The 17,746-nt window shown below is 33.6% G+C and carries 18 protein-coding genes; 10 read left to right on the top strand and 8 right to left on the bottom strand.

Going from position 1 to position 17,746, the window contains the following annotated elements; all coding sequences use genetic code 11:
• Positions 1-77 precede the first annotated feature (77 nt).
• The 9 genes from Q0X14_RS06400 (at position 78) to Q0X14_RS06360 (ending at position 7,586) form a co-directional block, all read left to right on the top strand.
• On the top strand, positions 78-1,961 hold the full coding sequence (locus tag Q0X14_RS06400) for a CocE/NonD family hydrolase (RefSeq protein WP_297844064.1): 1,884 nt from the start codon (positions 78-80) through the stop codon (positions 1,959-1,961).
• Positions 1,958-2,941, top strand: a complete 984-nt coding sequence (locus Q0X14_RS06395) for a DUF1028 domain-containing protein (protein WP_297844060.1) — start codon at positions 1,958-1,960, stop codon at positions 2,939-2,941. Before Q0X14_RS06400 ends, Q0X14_RS06395 begins: the two co-directional genes overlap by 4 nt.
• 74 nt (positions 2,942-3,015) lie before the next feature.
• On the top strand, positions 3,016-3,312 hold the full coding sequence (locus Q0X14_RS06390; protein ID WP_297844058.1) for a type II toxin-antitoxin system Phd/YefM family antitoxin: 297 nt from the start codon (positions 3,016-3,018) through the stop codon (positions 3,310-3,312).
• Positions 3,305-3,634 carry a type II toxin-antitoxin system RelE/ParE family toxin gene (locus Q0X14_RS06385; RefSeq protein ID WP_297844056.1) on the top strand — a complete coding sequence of 110 codons (330 nt, stop codon included), beginning with the start codon at positions 3,305-3,307 and terminating at the stop codon, positions 3,632-3,634. The genes Q0X14_RS06390 and Q0X14_RS06385 overlap by 8 nt, the downstream gene beginning before the upstream one ends.
• 41 nt (positions 3,635-3,675) lie before the next feature.
• The gene (locus tag Q0X14_RS06380; protein WP_297844052.1) at positions 3,676-4,302 is read left to right on the top strand and encodes a rhomboid family intramembrane serine protease; all 627 of its coding nucleotides are present in this window, start codon (positions 3,676-3,678) and stop codon (positions 4,300-4,302) included.
• A gap of 119 nt (positions 4,303-4,421) precedes the next feature.
• Positions 4,422-4,781 (top strand): carboxymuconolactone decarboxylase family protein, encoded by a 360-nt coding sequence (locus tag Q0X14_RS06375; RefSeq protein WP_297844048.1) that lies wholly within the window; start codon positions 4,422-4,424, stop codon positions 4,779-4,781.
• 120 nt (positions 4,782-4,901) lie between these two features.
• Positions 4,902-6,239, top strand: coding sequence for an amidohydrolase family protein (locus Q0X14_RS06370; RefSeq protein WP_297844045.1), 1,338 nt, complete (start codon positions 4,902-4,904; stop codon positions 6,237-6,239).
• 1 nt (position 6,240) lies between these two features.
• The gene (locus Q0X14_RS06365; RefSeq protein ID WP_297844042.1) at positions 6,241-6,828 is read left to right on the top strand and encodes an XTP/dITP diphosphatase; all 588 of its coding nucleotides are present in this window, start codon (positions 6,241-6,243) and stop codon (positions 6,826-6,828) included.
• Complete coding sequence (locus Q0X14_RS06360) at positions 6,825-7,586, top strand: hypothetical protein (RefSeq protein WP_297844039.1); 762 nt, start codon at positions 6,825-6,827, stop codon at positions 7,584-7,586. Before Q0X14_RS06365 ends, Q0X14_RS06360 begins: the two co-directional genes overlap by 4 nt.
• Here Q0X14_RS06360 and ubiE read toward each other — a convergent pair whose 3' ends face one another.
• The 3 genes from ubiE to rsmA form a co-directional block, all read right to left on the bottom strand.
• Positions 7,587-8,273, bottom strand: a complete 687-nt coding sequence (gene ubiE / locus Q0X14_RS06355; RefSeq protein WP_297844037.1) for a bifunctional demethylmenaquinone methyltransferase/2-methoxy-6-polyprenyl-1,4-benzoquinol methylase UbiE — start codon at positions 8,271-8,273, stop codon at positions 7,587-7,589. It abuts the gene before it with no gap.
• 147 nt (positions 8,274-8,420) lie between these two features.
• Positions 8,421-9,371 carry a phosphatase PAP2 family protein gene (locus tag Q0X14_RS06350; RefSeq protein ID WP_297844034.1) on the bottom strand — a complete coding sequence of 317 codons (951 nt, stop codon included), beginning with the start codon at positions 9,369-9,371 and terminating at the stop codon, positions 8,421-8,423.
• Between the two features lie 6 nt (positions 9,372-9,377).
• Complete coding sequence (rsmA, locus tag Q0X14_RS06345; RefSeq protein WP_297844031.1) at positions 9,378-10,157, bottom strand: 16S rRNA (adenine(1518)-N(6)/adenine(1519)-N(6))-dimethyltransferase RsmA; 780 nt, start codon at positions 10,155-10,157, stop codon at positions 9,378-9,380.
• A 117-nt stretch (positions 10,158-10,274) separates the two neighbouring features.
• Between rsmA and Q0X14_RS06340 the strand changes: the two genes are divergently transcribed.
• On the top strand, positions 10,275-11,252 hold the full coding sequence (locus tag Q0X14_RS06340) for an ROK family protein (protein ID WP_297844029.1): 978 nt from the start codon (positions 10,275-10,277) through the stop codon (positions 11,250-11,252).
• Here the strand turns inward: Q0X14_RS06340 and abc-f are convergent.
• From abc-f to Q0X14_RS06315, 5 genes are all read right to left on the bottom strand, one after another.
• Positions 11,249-13,216, bottom strand: a complete 1,968-nt coding sequence (gene abc-f / locus Q0X14_RS06335) for a ribosomal protection-like ABC-F family protein (RefSeq protein ID WP_297844027.1) — start codon at positions 13,214-13,216, stop codon at positions 11,249-11,251. The genes Q0X14_RS06340 and abc-f overlap by 4 nt on opposite strands.
• Positions 13,217-13,220: 4 nt before the next feature.
• Positions 13,221-15,455 (bottom strand): two-component regulator propeller domain-containing protein, encoded by a 2,235-nt coding sequence (locus Q0X14_RS06330; protein ID WP_297844026.1) that lies wholly within the window; start codon positions 15,453-15,455, stop codon positions 13,221-13,223.
• A gap of 107 nt (positions 15,456-15,562) precedes the next feature.
• Entirely contained in the window at positions 15,563-16,024 is a 462-nt protein-coding gene (gene ribE, locus Q0X14_RS06325; protein ID WP_297844023.1) for a 6,7-dimethyl-8-ribityllumazine synthase, read from the bottom strand.
• Positions 16,025-16,026: 2 nt separating this feature from the next.
• Positions 16,027-16,854, bottom strand: a complete 828-nt coding sequence (locus tag Q0X14_RS06320) for a PHP domain-containing protein (protein WP_297844020.1) — start codon at positions 16,852-16,854, stop codon at positions 16,027-16,029.
• Between the two features lie 6 nt (positions 16,855-16,860).
• Positions 16,861-17,550 carry a Crp/Fnr family transcriptional regulator gene (locus Q0X14_RS06315; protein WP_297844017.1) on the bottom strand — a complete coding sequence of 230 codons (690 nt, stop codon included), beginning with the start codon at positions 17,548-17,550 and terminating at the stop codon, positions 16,861-16,863.
• Positions 17,551-17,746: the final 196 nt, after the last annotated feature.

Below are 17,746 nucleotides of genomic sequence, written 5' to 3'. Positions count from 1 at the left end.
GATAAATGATTTTGATATACTTTTTGAATGAAATATTATCTTTATATTTTAACAAAAACAATACTGGAGATTTGCTGATGCGAATAAAAACATACTCAAACTTTTTACTCATTCTCATCTTTGTTTTAAATGTTTTTGCTTGTGCTCAGGATAAAGAAAACTATATAAAAGAAAATTACGATAAGAATGAGTATCGTATTAAAATGCGGGACGGTGTTCATCTATACACAATTGTCTATTCACCAAAAGATAAATCAAAAAAATATCCGATTATTTTAACACGAACTCCTTATTCAATCGGACCTTATGGTGAAGATAAATTTGCAAGATTCTTAGGACCAGCTGAACAATTCGTTAAAGAAGGTTACATTTTTGTGCTTCAGGATGTTAGAGGAAGATTTATGTCCGAAGGTGAATTTGATAATATGCGACCGCATAAACCTGATAAAACTAAGAACGAAACTGATGAAAGCAGTGACACTTATGATACTATTGAATGGCTGATAAAAAATATTCCGAACAACAATGGCAAAGTCGGAATGTGGGGAAATTCTTATCCGGGTTTTTATACAATAATGGGAGCGATTGATGCTCATCCAAATCTTGCAGCTGTATCTCCGCAAGCTCCGATTTCTGATTGGTTCATTGGTGATGATATGCATCATAACGGTGCTTTTTCATTACAAATGTCTTTCAACTTTTTTAAGAATTTTGGAATCCCAAGAAAAGCTCCAACAACTCAATGGCAGAGAGGTGCTGATTATCCATCGCCGGATAATTATTCTTTCTTCCTGAAACACACGCCAATTAAAAAACTGAATGAAAACATTCTGAAAAATTCTATTCCGTTTTGGGATTCGATAATGGCACACGGAAGTTATGATTACTTCTGGCAGGAAAGAAGTAACCTTAAACATCTGAAGAACATTAAACCGGCAGTTCTTATTGTTGGCGGTTGGTACGATGCTGAGGATTTATTCGGTCCGTTAAATATTTATAAAACTATTGAGAAAAATGATCAGGATAATCAATGCAGGATTGTTATGGGTCCGTGGACTCACGGTTCTTGGATTGCAACAAAAGGTGATTCACTAGGTGATTTTTATTTTGGCAGTAACACTGCTGATTATTACAGACAAAAAATATTAATTCCGTTTTTCAACTATTATCTGAAAGGAATTGGAAAACCTTTGACATCAGATGCTTATATGTTTAATACCGGTGAAAATAAATTTTATCAATTCAATCAATGGCCTCCGGAGAATGTAACAACATCAGATTTATTCCTTTCATCAGATTATAAATTAAGCTTTTCTTCTGACTTTGGTTCAAAAGAATTTTCAGAATATCTGAGTGACCCCTGGAATCCGGTTCCATATACTTCAAAATTTCTTGACTCGAAAAATTTCTATAACAGAACTTTTATGATAGAAGACCAGAGATATGTTTCAACAAGACCTGATGTTCTTACTTTCGAAACCGAGCCGCTTGATACTGATTTTACTATTGCCGGCCCGATTGAAGCTACTCTTTATGTTTCAACTTCAGGTACTGATGCAGATTTTGTTGTTAAGGTAATTGATGTCTATCCTGATGATGAACCTAATCCTGAACCAAATCCCAATCAGGTTGAAATGGGTGGATATCAAAGATTAGTTCGTGCAGAAATAATGAGAGGCAAATTCCGAAACAGTTATGAAAATCCTGAACCGTTTACTCCGAACAAAATCGAGGAAGTTAAAATTAAATTGAATGATGCCTTTCATACCTTCAAGAAAGGACATAAGATAATGATTCAGATACACAGCAGTTGGTTTCCTTTCTTTGATAGTAATCCGCAAACTTTTACTGATATTTATAATGCAGATGAAAAAGATTTCGTAAAAGCTCAAATAAAAGTTTATCATTCAAAAGATTATCAATCAAAAATTTCATTTAAAATTTACGGAGAGAAGCAATGAAAAAATTATTTTTTCTGTTTTGCTTAATTCTTCTTTCGTTTGACTTGAATGCACAGCTTTTTTACAGCAACGAACCTCTTGCACACACTTATTCAATCGTAGCAAGGGATCCCAAAACCGGAGAGATGGGTGTTGCAGTTCAATCTCACTGGTTTTCTGTTGGCTCAATTGTAAGTTGGGGTGAAGCCGGAGTTGGAGTAATCGCAACTCAATCTTTTGTTAATCCATCATTCGGTCAAAGAGGACTTGAAATGTTGAAGCAGGGAATGACTGCACAGGAAGTAGTTGATTTACTTATTGCTTCGGATGAAGGAAGAGATTTTCGTCAGCTTGCCATTGTAGATGCAAAAGGAAATTCAGCTGCTTATACAGGAAGCAAATGTATACCTGAAGCAGGACATATTGTGGGTGATAACTATTGTGTTGAGGCTAATTTAATGTTAAGTAATCTGGTTTGGAGTGAAATGTCAAAAGCATTTGAAAGTAGTGATGGACCGTTAGCCGAAAGACTTATTGCTGCTTTAGAAGCTGCTCAGAATGTTGGCGGTGATATCAGGGGACAACAATCTGCTGCAATACTTGTTGTAAAAGGCGAGGCAACAGGAAAACTTTGGGAAGATCGTTACATTGATTTAAGAGTTGAAGATCATCCCGAACCAATTAAAGAAATTAAAAGATTGTTGAAAGTTTTCAGAGCTTATGAGCATATGAATAATGGTGATCTTGCAGTTGAAAAGAATGATATGAAACTTGCAATGGAGCATTATTCTGCTGCAATGAAAATGTTTCCTGAAAATCTTGAAATGAAATATTGGACGGCTGTTACTCTTGTTAATAATGGACAACTTAATGATGCATTACCTATGTTCAAAGAAATTTTTGCATCTGATGACAATTGGAGAAAGCTTACTCCACGATTGATAAAAGTTGGATTGCTTAACGCAGATGAAAAAACATTGGAGAAAATAATTACACAATAGTTAGTAGTTTTATCAAGTGATTGACACAGACCACTTAAAAGACTATATTTGGTCAGGAATAAAATGGAGCGAAAATGAAATTTAGTGAATCTATAAAACCAGTAAGTTATTTAAAAGCTCATGTTTCAGAAATATTAAAAGATCTTAATGAAAATAGTAAAACTCTTCTTATTACTCAGAATGGTGAAGCGAAAGCAATTTTACAAGACATTAAACTTTACGAACAAACTCAGGAAGCCATTGCACTTTTGAAGATAGTTTCATTAAGCAACCTGAGTCTTGAACAGAAAAAATTTAAAACTGTTAATAAGTCAATTAAAGACTTAAAGAATAAAATCAAAGAATTTGAAAAGCATTATAACGATGTATAAAATATTCGTTATTGAAGATGCGGAAACAGACATATTTGAAATTTATCGGTATATCTATTTAAACGAGTCAACAAGTCGAGCCGATAAATTTTTTCAGAAAATCTATGAAAAAATTTTATCTCTTCAGAAACATCCTGAACGAGGTCATCCTCCAAAGGAACTTAAACACTTGGGTATTTATGAGTATTTAGAGATTGTTCAAAAGCCGTATCGGATCATATATCGAATAATCAATAAAAAGATTTTTATTTATTGCGTTCTTGATGGCAGAAGAGATATGCATAAATTATTACAGGAAAGATTACTCAGGTTTAAAATTTAGTATCCACTCTTTTGAAGAACTTATTATCAAAAATAAATTTTGTGTTAATTCCACTTTCTTTCCCATTTATATTATGGATTCTTCATTTCACTTTTAATTTGCTAAATATTTATCCATACAAACTTGGGGTTTATCCACGACATCTTTCCGGGATAATTGGAGTTTTAACATCTCCTTTAATTCATTCAAATTATTCTCATCTTATTTCTAACACTGTTCCTTTAGCTGTTATGGGCTTGGGAATTTTTTATTTCTATCCCAAAGCTGCTTATAAAGTTTTTGCATTCGTTTATTTTTGCACCGGAATTTTAGTCTGGCTTTTTGCTAGAGAAGTTTATCATATTGGAGCAAGTGGAATTGTTTATGCATTTGTCTCTTATTTATTCTTCAGCGGAATTTTCAGAAGAGATAATAAGTCAATTACGCTTTCTTTAATTGTGGTTTTTCTTTATGGTGGACTTGTTTGGGGAGTTTTGCCAGGACTCGAAGGAATAAGCTGGGAATCACATTTATTTGGCGCAATAACAGGTATTATTGCAGCGTTTGTATTCAGAAAATCTGATCCCATTAAACATTATGACTGGGAAGATGAAGAATCAGATGTGCCCCCGGAAAAGTTAGAAGTATCTTATGATCCGGAAAAGAATAAATTTTTGGATGAACTTTAATTTTTTTTCTTCGTGCCTTGGTGTTTTCGTGGCAGAAAACGACCGCCCCCAAAACAAAGAATAGTTGCCACAAAGATTCTAAGACATAAAGAAATTTTAAAAAAAGGATGAATAACATTATGAAAAAAACTACAAGCGAAACCCGACTTTACAGAACTGAGATGAATGAAAAAATTCTTAACTCAGGCTTTAAAGATTTTAATAAATTTTTTGCACTGGATAACAAAGCATATCTCGATGGAGCTTTACCAGCCAAAACAAAAGAGCTTATGGGACTTGTTGCATCAATGGTATTGAGATGTAACGATTGTATTTTCTATCATATCGATCGTTCAATTCAGGAAGGTGCAACACGCGAAGAATTATATGAAACATTCAACATAGCTTTAATAGTTGGTGGCTCAATTGTAATTCCGCATTTACGATATGCATTTGAAATGATGGAAAAGATTTATGAAGAAAGTTCAAGTAAAAGTTAAAGCTTAAGTTAAAGTTTAAGAATGTAATTGATTTTGTACTTTAATAAATAAATCTGATTTTTTCTCTCTGCAACTTTGCGAGATACTAAATTCTAAACCATAACTTATGAATGAATAGAAATGAAATATCTGATAATTCCGAAATTCATTGTAACAAACGATCTGAATGATTCAGTTCTTAAAAATTATGCGATTGAAATTACGGATGGAATAATTAATTCTCTTATTGACTTAAATAAAAGTGAAATAAAAAATTACCCGGGTGAAATTTTTCATTATCCTGAACTGACTCTGATTCCCGGCTTTGTGCAAACTCATATCCATCTTTGTCAGACACTCTTCAGAGGGCTTGCAGATGATTTACAACTACTAGATTGGTTGCAGTACAGAATTTTTCCTTACGAGAATGCACACGATAAAAATTCACTAAGCGCTTCAGTGAAAGTTGGGATAAATGAACTACTTCGAGGCGGTACAACGACAATTCTTGATATGGGAACTTTACGTCATCAGGAAATTATTTTTGATGAATTGATTAACTCTGGTATAAGAGCATTTGCAGGTAACTGTCTTATTGATCAAAATGATTTATTCCCGCAGTTCAAATCAAGCACAAAAGAGCAAATAGATTATACTTACTCACTTGCAAAAGAATTTCACAATAAAGCTGATGGAAGAATTAAATTCGGATTTGCACCAAGATTTGTTCTCTCTTGTTCGGAGGAATTGCTCAAAGAATCATTTCAAATGAAAAATGAATTCGCCGGTTCGGTTTATCATACTCACTCATCAGAAAATAAAAATGAAATTGCGGAAGTAAGAAAAAAATTTGGCAAAGAAAATATTGAATACTTCCATTCAATAAATACAATTGATGATCATTCGGTTTTTGCTCATTGCATTCATACGAGTGAAAATGAAATTGAAATAATGAAGCAAACAAAAATGAGAGTGGCTCATTGTCCATCATCAAATTTAAAACTTGCTTCGGGAATTGCTAACATTCCACGCTATCTGAAAGAGGGCATCTCAGTTTCACTCGGTGCTGATGGTGCTCCTTGCAATAATAATCTCAGTGCTTTTACAGAAATGCGTCTTGCAGCATTGATACAAAAACCTATTTATGGTGCGGATGTGATGGATGCAAAAACAGTATTCAAGCTTGCTACAATCGAAGGTGCAAAAGCGCTTCATCTTGAAAATGAAATTGGAAGTATTGAGATTGGTAAAAAAGCAGATTTGGTTTTACTCGATTTGAATTTATTTAATAATTCTTATCTTGAAAATGAAAACAGTATTTATTCAGACATTGTTTATTCAAGTGGATTGAATAATGTTCACTCTGTAATTGTTGATGGGAAATGGCTGGTGAAAGATTTTAAGTCTTTGGTTTACGATGAAAATGAAATCACAGAAAATGCTAAATCAGAATTGCAAAAACTTTTAGGACGAGTGTAGCGTGAAAAAAATTTTAATTGCAACAAAGAACAAAGGCAAGTTGAACGATATCAAAGAGATTTTCAAAGATCTAAATGTTGAAATTATTTCATTTCTGGATTTTGAAGATTCGCCCGATGTTGATGAGACAGGAAAAACATTTGAGGAAAATGCAAAGTTGAAAGCAAAAGCTTGTTATGATAAATACGGAATTCCGGCAATTGGTGATGATTCAGGTTTGGTAGTTGAACAATTGAATGGTGAACCCGGAATTTATTCCGCAAGATATGCCGGAGAAAATGCGAATGATTTTCTTAATAATGAAAAGTTAATAAAAGCAATTCAAAAATTTCCTGAACCTCACAGAGCAAAGTTTGTTTGTGTTGCAAGTTATTATGATGGAAAGAATTTCACTAATGCATACGGAGAAGTGAAGGGAAGAGTAATAACAGAACCAAGAGGCAAAAATGGTTTTGGATATGATCCACTGTTTATTCCTAACGGTTATGATAAAACATTCGGCGAACTTTCACACGAGGAAAAAAATAAAATAAGTCATCGTTCAATGGCATTTAGGAAATTACATAGAAAATTAGAGGCGATATTATGAAAAAGATTTTTTATTTAATGATTATTAGCTCTTTACTAATTACTTATTCCTGTAAAGATGATTCGATTATCAATCCACCTGATGATAACAAGGATTATTTTCCTGCAAAAGTTGGTTCAAAATTTAGTTATAGTCTAACTCTGGATTCCAATTTGGCTTTAAGTGGTGCACGAATTTCTGATATAACTGGTGTGCAAAATATTAACGGGACAGAATATTTCGTTCAGGTTGATTCAATAATTATAGAACGAGCTTTAACTTTAGATACAACATACTTTCGAAAGAGTAGCACAGGCGTTTTTTATTACACAGATACTACTGGTTTGGGTCAATTGATTCCCGATAGTCTAAGAAATTCTCTAAGAATAGACACTGAATCAAGATTGTTATTTCTTCCATTACAATTAAATCAAACCTGGCCTGTTTATCAGATTGATATTACTGTTGGTGGAATTCCAGTATTCTCTCCAATTAAAACAAGTGCTAAAGTTTTAGGAACAGAGCAATTAACAGTAGCTACAAGAGATTCGCAATACACAATTGATGTTTATAAAATTGAATATAAGCTCGAAATACAAATCGATCCGCTAGGTTCTGCAGAAAGCTTTTATGCTTATGGCTACATTGCAGAAAACATTGGATTTGTTAAATGGAAAGGTGAATCATTTGTTTTAAATCTAATCAGAGGTGGAAGATTAGATTTATCATTAACATCAACTTATGTTCTGGAAGAATTAAGAAATTATTTTATCCCTTGATTACTTTTCAGCGATTATAGTTTGAACAATTCCGAATGTAAAATTATAGACTTCAATTTTTCTGAAACCAGAATTCTGTAAAAGCTTTATTAAATCAACTTTCATATCAAATTCTTCCACTGATTCAGGCAGATAAGTATAAGCAGATTTATTTCCGGAAATTAATCCTCCGATTGCGGGAAGAATTTTCTTAAAATAAAATTTATACAGAGCAGCAAAAAGTTTATTCTTTGGCATTTTAAATTCGATTATTGTTGCTTTGCCACCTTGTTTCAACACTCTGTAAAATGAATTGAATCCTTGTTGAATATCGTAAAAGTTTCTTACTCCAAATGCAACTGTGATGTTTGTAAATGTATTGTCTTTAAAGGGCATTTGTTCTGCAACCATCTGAACATTATTTCCAACAATCCATTTACTTTTCTTGTTGAAGAATGAAAGCATGTTGTGCGAAAAATCTGCGCCGACAATTTTTTCTACACCGATATTCTTTGCTTCGATTGCAACATCACCTGTACCACAGGCAACATCAAGAAGAAATGAATCTTTATTTAGTCCTGTGAGTTTCAGAGCTTTCTTTCTCCATCGTTTATCAACACCAAAGCTAAGCAGATGATTCAGTAAATCGTATTTACCGGATATGTCGTCGAAGATGTTCTTTACTTTATGTTTTTTTTCAGTGGACATTTAATCTTTTATTTAATTTTTAATAGAACGCAGACAGTACAGATTTAATTAATTATTTAATCCAAAAATCATTCATTCAAACACTCATTCAGTCATTCAATAATTCATACATCCCAAATCTTAAACTTAAACTTTAACTTAAACTTCTCAATACTTCCCATACTCAAATTCTTCTTTGCCAATCTTTCTTCGCCACCAGTTGAAAATGTGTTTGCCGCTCCACATTGCAAAAGCCATAAACACAGCGCCTCCAATTAAATCAATAACATAATGATACCACAGATAAACTGTTGAGAATATCAATAAAGTTCCAACAACAGAGAGAAAATATCTTGTTTTGGATTTAAGTTTTATTGAAAGATAAATAACAATCAATGTAATCATTGTATGTCCGCTCGGGAATACATCTCTTTGAACAACTTCGGCAGGATTTGGAGTACCTGCTGGAATACTTTCACCTGTGTTTACAATTTCTCTTAAAAAGTTTGTAAGGAATAATCCGGGCAGTTGTTCATTTAAAGTTGAGAAGTCGTGCAAAGTAAATCTTGGACCAATTCCCGGAAGAGAGAAATAACCCAGATAAGAAAGAAAGAATCCATAAACAACTGAGAACACAGCAAAATCGAGTGCAACAAATCTTTTTTCTTTAAGTAATGATAAACCAAGAATTATTGGTAACAGATAAAACATTCCATAAACAATTTGCAAAATTTCTGTTAAAACCGGATTAGCAATCTGATAAAGCAAATGTGTTGGATCAGTACCGAACATCCACCTGTCAATCTGAATAAATAACCAATCATAATCAACTCCGCGAATTGGTTTAACCATATACCAGAGTTGCTTAAAAGTGATTAGAATAATTGGTGCTATGTACCAGTAATGTATTATGTACCAGATTTTACTTTCGCTTATCGATTCAAGGTAAGATATAAGAAATGCAAAACCAATAATTGAAATGTTGATTAGTATCCACGCAGTTGAATACTCAATTCTGTCGAAAAAAATTAAATGAAGCAGTGAAAGGATAAGATAGAAAACTACTACAACAACATCGAATGCTTTTAACTTTTTAATAAGTCGCTTTGCTTTATCCATTAAAACCTAAATTGATGATGCAGAAATATTTTCGCGGGCAAATTCGGCAAGCTTAATAAAGTCAGATAAATCAAGCTGCTCAGCGCGAAGTGAAAGGTCAACATCGCACCCGCTGAAATTTAATTGTGCAAATATACTGTTAGAGAGTGAATTTTTAAGGGTTTTTCTTCTGTTGCCAAATGCTGCTTTGACAATCTGAATGAATGTTTTATTCAGTGACTCATCCAGATTCTTTTTGAATTTTATTTTAACAACTGCCGAAAATACTTTTGGCTTCGGATAAAAAACATTTGGTGAAACTTTAAAGCAAAACTCAGTATCAGCAAAGTAGCTTAAAAGAACAGAAAGAATTCCATAATCCTTAGTTCCTTTCTTAGCAGTCATTCTTTTTGCTACTTCATATTGAACCATAAACACAGCATCACGGATGAGATAATAGTTTTCAATCAGTTTAAATATTATTGGTGAAGTAATATTGTAAGGAATATTTCCAACAATCCGTAAATCAGAAGATCCAAAATGAGTTAAATCAATTTCGAGGAAATCCTGATTTATTATTTTTACTTCAGGATATGTTTCCTTCAGATGTTCAATGACGCGTTTATCAATCTCAATTGCTGTAACATCAGCGCCACTGTTTGACAGGAGTTTTGTTAGTGCACCTTCGCCAGGACCAATCTCAATAATCTTATCATTCTTTTGAGGATTTATTACTTCAGTAATTTTCCTGAGAATATTATTGTCTTTAAGAAAATTCTGTCCGAATCTTTTTATTGGTTTAACCACTTATCATCCGAATTTAATTATTCAAACTTACAAAAATCATGTTGATGAATTATTGTATAAGAGCTAAATATGTAATAGTTTTTCAATGCAAATCTTGTAAAAAATCAGGAGATAAAATTGGAAGAAAAATTTGTAATAAGTGTTGATATGGGCGGAACAAAAATGCTCGCTTCGGTTATCAATTCACATAAAGGAATCATATCACGGGCAAAAATTTCAACCGACCTCGATAAAACCCCAAACGATTATGTAAAAGATATTGCTTCACTTGTTAAAACACTTGTTGATGATGTTGGTTTATCAAACTCTCAGATTGTTTCTGTTTGTCTCGGTGTTCCCGGTTCTGTTAATCCATTTACAGGACACATAGGAATTGCACCAAACCTTGGGATAAAAAATTTCAATATTAAAAACCGTCTGGAAAAAATTCTTCCATATAAAGTATTAATTGAAAATGATGTAAATCTTGGTGCACTTGGAATAAAACATTTTGGTGTAGGAAAGAGTGCTAAAAATCTTTTGGCAGTTTTCATTGGAACAGGAATAGGTGGTGGTGTCATTATCAACGGAGAAATTTACAGAGGTTCAAACTTTGTTGCCGGAGAGATCGGACATATGTTGGTAGATAAAAACGGACCCAAGTGTGGCTGCGGAAGAAAAGGTTGTTTTGAAGCTCTTGCAAGCAGAACAGCAATAGTCAATAACATTATTAAAGATGTTAAGAAAGAAAAGAAAAGAAGTATTCTTGAAAAACAAATCAAGGCAAATGAAAGAATTAAGAGCAAAGCTTTGTTGAATGCAGTTCAGATGGGAGATAAAGTAGTAATTAACAGAATGAAAGAAGCTGCACAAATAACCGGACAGGTTCTTTCAGGAATTCAAAATCTGATGAACTTTGATATGATTGTTTTAGGTGGTGGTGTTATTGAAGCACTAGGAAAGTTTTATATTCCATTGATTAAAAATGAATTCTATAAATATGCACTCGAAGATTCATCTAAAAATCTGAAAATCGTTCAATCAAAACTTGGTGATGATGCTGCAATTTATGGTGGCATTGCACTTACGAAGGAATTTTTAGGTGTTGATGTTTAATTGAACTGATTCAGAATATTATTAAGCTCTTCGGTTTTTGATTCCCATTGAATCATTAACTCTTCTAATTCTTTTTCAACTTCCTTGAATCTTTTGTTTGTAATTTTCACTTCCTCAGTGTTAGTATAAAATTCCGGGTCAGCAAGTTTTGTTTGAATGGCTTTATGTTCCTCCTCAAGTAAACTTATTTGCTTTTCAAGTCTCTCAATTTCTTTTGTTAAATCTTTCGTTGCCTGATATTTTTTCTGTCGAAGTTCAGCTTCCAATCTTTTCTGTTCTTTTCTTGAAAGATTTTCACTGACAGAATTTTTTTGCAAAGATGATTCTGATTTATCCGAGTTATAATTACTCTCTTCAATTAATTCTTTACGCTTAAAAAGATAATAATCAATATCTCCGTGATACATCTTCAATCCTGATTTTCTTATATCCAACACTTTGTTGATAATTGGTCTAAGGAAATCAACATCGTGCGATACAATAACAAGCGAACCATTGAAATCAACTAATGCTTTCTGAAGTATTCGCTTTGAATCAATATCAAGGTGGTTTGTCGGCTCATCGAGAATGATAAGATTAGCTTTTGTAAGAAGAATTTTGCAGAGAGCAACACGACTTTTTTCTCCACCCGAAAGCACGCCAACTTTTTTGAATACATCATCGCCTGTGAATAAGAAAGAACCAAGCAAAGAACGAAGTTCGCCAACAGTTTTCTCTTCATTGATTCCGTAAACCGAGTCAAGAATATCAAGTTCAGGATTGAGATTATCTGCAACATCCTGTGCATAGTAAGAAATGAAAGTATTATGACCGATTATTCTTTCGCCGGTATCATGTTGCAGAACGCCTGCTATGATTTTCGCTAAAGTTGTTTTGCCTGCTCCATTCGGACCGACAAAAGCAATTTTATCTCCGCGCTCAATTGTCAAATCAATGTTATTCAAAACAAGTTTATCGCCATAACTTTTTCTGACTCCGATTAATTGAATTGGAATTCTTCCGCTTTGTGGTGGAGTTGGAAATCTTATATCAATTTCATTTTTCGATTCAGGTAACTCAACAAGTTCAAGTTTTTCAAGCTGCTTGATTCTGCTTTGAACCTGCCTTGCTTTTGTAGCTTTATAACGGAAACGCTCAATAAATCTTTCAGTCTCTTTAATCTTTTTTTGCTGAAGTTCATACTGATGAATTGTTTGTGCATCTCTTTCTTCTTTATACTTCAGATAAGAATCATAATCGCCTTTGAATGTATAAAATTTTCCAAGATATATTTCGAGAGTTTTATCTGTAACCTGATTAACAAAATTTTTATCGTGCGAAACAACCATAAGTGCGCCACGATAAGATTTAAGAAAACTGATTAACCAGTTAAGAGAATCAATATCGAGATGATTTGTAGGTTCATCGAGCAGAAGAATATCATTTTGTGAGATGAGAATTTTAGCAAGTGCTATTCTCATCTGCCAGCCACCTGAAAAAGTCTGTGTTGGACGATCAAAATCTTCCTCTTCAAATCCAAGACCTTTAAGAATTTTCTCAACTTTAGCATTAGCAGAATACGAATCAAGTTCTACTAATCTTAAGTGAACTTCACCAAGCTGATGAATTAAATCATCACGTTCCTGCTCAGTTAAATTCTCTTTTGAAAGTTCAGATTGAAGTTCTTTTTCCTTCTCCTGAAGCTTGATAATATCACTGAGTGCTGAAGTGGCTTCTTCAAGTAAAGTTTTGTTTGCGTGAGTTACATTTTCCTGCGGAAGGTAACCAATCGAAATATTTTTTTGCCTTTGAACTGTTCCGCTCTCGGGTTCAATTTCTCCGGTTATAATTTTCAGAAGGGAAGACTTTCCGGTTCCGTTTGCACCGACTAAAGAAATCTTATCTCCGGATGAAATTCTGTAATTGACATCCTTGAATAGATACTTACCATTAAACTGAAGTGAGACATTAATCAGATCAATCATAGAACTATTTTCTTATCACAGCAATCTTTCCGGTTTCAACACTGTTTGCTTCTCTGTCTGATGCAACTACTACATAAATACCTGAATTAACGAGATTTCCATCATCATCTCTGCCGTCCCAAAAAGCAACTCTGCCGCCGGGAGTTTCAAGTTTTCTTACAAGCTTTCCCGAAACAGTTAAAATTTTTATTTCGCTATCTCTTATTAATCCATCAATTGTCACAAGCTGACTTCCATCAGAAATAACAAAAGGACTTGGATAAATAAATAAACCTGAAAAGCTATCAACAGGTTTAATTGCAGGAGTTTCAAAAGTGTTCAATCCTAATTTTGTTCCAACAAATACCTTTCCTGTTTTTTCATCAACTGCAAGACTTTCAATTCTATCATCAAGCAAAGGTGAATTTTTGGAATTAAGATTTGCTATTACTCTCAGTCCGTCGCTGCTTACGAGAATAAGTCCTTCATTTGTTCCAATCCATTTTTGATTAAGCGGATCAACTGCAATTGCTGTTATAACCTGCTGCCTTAAAGCAAACACGGATGTAATTCTTAATTGAGGATTTGCTGAATTTAAAATTGTAGAAGTGTTAGTAATGATATTTAATCCTCTGCTTGTACCAACCCAGACATCACCTCGTCTATCAACTTTGATTGCCGAGATATCCACACTGTTCAATCCGTTTGATTCTGTTAGCAATCCACTCTTGTCATCTGCAGGATTAGTGAAAGTTTTATTTTCATTAAAGTAATAAAGTCCTTTGGTTCCATTGTCAGCATTAAACCACTTTGTATCGTATTGATCAATTACAAGATTTTTATTTTGCGAAACTACTCTTCCTTGCTGAGCAGGAATCTGAAATACATACCACGAACTATCCGGTGTAAGCATTGCAAGATTGTTTCTGTCAGCAGCATCAAAATTCAGTGCCCATAAGTTATTTCTTGAATCATAGCCAAGTGCTGTAATTACAATGAAGTTACCATCGCCGGGAATTCCAACCATCGGCGAATTTGATGCATCGAATCTTGTAATTCTATTGTCATCAATTCTTACAAAACCTTTTCCCCAATTTCCCGAATAAATTTTACCATCGGGTGCGCAATAAATTGAAAAGAAAGAGTTTGTAAGAAGTTCAGGATAATCTGAAACTGAGTAAACTGTCCACTGGTTTCCGTCAAACTTTTGAATTCCTTTTCCGGTAACATCGTTTCCTGTTGAAGACCAAAGTACACTGTTTACATCAACAGAAAGTTGAGGAAACTGATTTGCAACAGGTCCGTTTGGAAAATAAAATTTGTTATCATTTAATGTTAAAACACCATCAGATGTTGATAGGATTATTCCAAAGTTATCAGAGTAGAAAACATTTCTTAAAGCCGAAGCTGAATTAAATAATTCATTCAGATTTGAATTTGAGTATTCGAACAACTTGTCAGAAGATATACAATAAAGTTTATTCTGTGCAACAAGCATATTTATTATTGCTGTGCTATTCAATTGCGGAATGAAAGAACTCCACAAAGAGTTTGCTGAGTCAAAAACATAAATACCTTTGTCTGATGAAGCTAAAATATTTCCTTCATAAATGGTTATATCAGAAATACGAATCGAAGGTAAACCATTATTTGTATTATAAACATTCCACGATTCCGGTGCTGACAGATTGGTTGAACCTTGTTTTTGTATTGCAACACCAGATTCAGTTGCAGCATAAATCAAATTGCTGAGAAAAATTTTATTTACTTTAATGTTAGATGGAAAGGTTCCGAATTTGAAATATGTATCGTAGAAGAAAAATGATTTTGTATCAATCAGTGATATACCAAAATCCGTTGCAACAAAAATTGTATCGCCTTTAACGGAAAAACTGTTTATTCCTTTATTAGTTCTGTCGGAATTAAAAATATCTCTTATGGTGCTGAAAGAATTATTTGAAGGATCATAAACATCAATCAAACCTGTTGAGCTTCCGAACCAGATTTTACCATAATTATCAATCGCTATTGCATTAACATCGGTTCCGAATAGTCCTTCGGCTTTTCCAAATTTTTTATACTCTCCGGATGAAAAATTATAATTAAATACTCCACCTGATGATGCTGCCCAAAGTTCGTTGCCTGAAGTAACAACACTTTTAATACTTTTCATATCCGAGTAATTTTTCCAGTCGGTAAAGATCTGCGGGAAAATTTGGATAGAATAAAATATGATAAGTGAAAAAAATAAATTTTTCATTACTGTTTCCTTAATTTGTTAGAGCAGTAACCAGGTGCGATTTGAATCCGTTTTTTGTTGTTCAAAATTACTATAGAAGGTAAAGAATTGAAGCGATAAAATTTTCCCTAAATTTGTTTGAATAAATCAGCCATCTCGAGTGCTGTTAATGCAGCATCCCAACCTTTATTGCCTGCTTTTGTTCCGGCTCTTTCTATTGCTTGTTCAATTGTATCTGTTGTTAGAACACCAAAGATAACCGGTAAAGAATGTTTGAGTCCAACCTGAGCAATTCCATTACTCGCTGCTGAAGCAACATATTCAAAATGCGGAGTAGCTCCCCGGATAACAACACCAAGGCAAACAATTGCTGAGTATTTTTTTGATGCTGCAAGTTTATCTGCAGTTACCGGTATTTCGAATGCACCGGGAACTTTAATAACATCAATACTATCCTGACTTACACCGTGTTTTTCAAAGCAATCAACTGCGCCTTTTAATAAACTTTCGCCAATGTATTCATTAAAGCGACTTAAAATTATTGCAAACTTTTTTCCTGCTGCTGAGTATTTACCTTCTATGATTTTCATTTTTAAGCTGTGTTCCTTAATAAATAATTTTTCATTGCATCAACTTTCAGTGAGGTTGTGTAGTACTTTCCGAAATTTGAATAATCATTTCTGTCACCGCCGTGAAAATCAGAGCCGCCACTTTCGAGTAAGAAAAATTCCCCAACAATTCCTCTGAAATGTTTTACCTGATTTGGAAGGTGAGAAGGATGGATTACTTCAATTCCATCAACACCATCTTCAATTAATTCTTTCAAAATTACATCGGGCATATTGTTTGGATGAGCAATAAATGATAATCCACCTGCATCATTAATTATTTTGAATGCACTTTTAGGAGAAAGATGAATTTTCTTTTCGTAAGCAGGGCAACCATTGCCAATGAACTTATAAAATGCTTCATAATAATTTGAAACAATCTGTCTCTGTACCATTGCCTGAGCAATGTGTGGTCTTCCAACTGCTGAATCACCGGCTTTCTCAAGAACATCTTCAATTGTTATTTCAAATCCGAGTAAGTTTAACTTTTCAACAATCCTTGAGGCACGCTTAACTCTTTCCGATCTGAAAAATTTCAAATATTCTTCCAGCTCTTTACTATCAGGATCAAAAAAGTATGCAAGAATATGCACTTCCTGATCACGAATATCAGAACTGATTTCTAATCCCGGAATTACTTCAATTCCATAAAATCTTCCAATTTCAATCGCTTCCTTAATTGCAGAAATATTATCGTGATCGGTTATACTGATAATTTCAAGACCTCTTTCTTTTGCCATCAGAATAACTTCCTCAGTGGAATGCGCTCCATCTGAATGTTTTGTATGCATATGTAAATCAGCTTTTCTCATCAGATTCTATTGACCATAGAGTTCTTTAAACTTTTCGTAGTCGAGAATTTTTACTTTTGATCCTTCTAATTCAATCATTCCTTTTTTAGCAAAAGAGTGAAGTGTTCTTGAAATGGTTTCGCGTGAAGTTCCTGCCATATTAGCAAGTTCCTGCTGATAGGGAAGGTCTTCGATTTCAACAATTCCCTGACGGATTTTTCCTACTTCATCAGCAATCTGAAGAAGAACCGTTGCTACTTTTCCTTCAGCATCTTTTAATGAAAGTGCTTTGATTTTCATGGTTGCAGCACGAAGTCTTCTTGAAAGTTCCTGAAGTAAAGCGATTGAAACTTCGGGATAATTTTTAAGTAGTTCAAGAAATTCAGCTCTCTGAATAATAAACAGTTTTGAATCTTCAACTGCTGTAACTGTAGCTGAACGTGTCATACCGTCCAGAATTGCCATCTCTCCAAAAAAATCTGATTCGTTAAGGATTGCAAGAATAACTTCTTTACCATCTCCGCTTGAACGGGAAACTTTAACTTTGCCTTCAACAATAAAGAACATGGCACTGCCGGCATCTTCTTCCGAAAGAATAACGGAGTTTTTTCTGAAGTTCTGCAATAATCCCGATTTATAAATTTTTTGGAGGGTATCGTCGTCCAAATCTGAAAAAATAGGTATGTTCTTAAGAAAGTCAATATTTGTTGTATTCACGCACTTAACCTCAAAATTGTTTATTAAAAATTAGTCTTGAATTAGCTGAAAATCAAATATTTTGTGGTCGTAAGGAATTTAATGGTTTAGAATTTTCCAGAGTGTCATTTAATTGTTTTTTTAGAGCTTATAGTCTATTTTTAGCCACTTAAAATTAAAGACTTTAACAAATTTCGGAGATTATCTCACTATGCCA

The sequence above is a fragment of the Ignavibacterium sp. genome, from assembly GCF_025998815.1.
GTDB lineage: Bacteria > Bacteroidota > Ignavibacteria > Ignavibacteriales > Ignavibacteriaceae > Ignavibacterium.
Note: the sequence above shows the minus strand (reverse complement) of the source record. Positions and strands in the feature narration are given on the sequence as shown.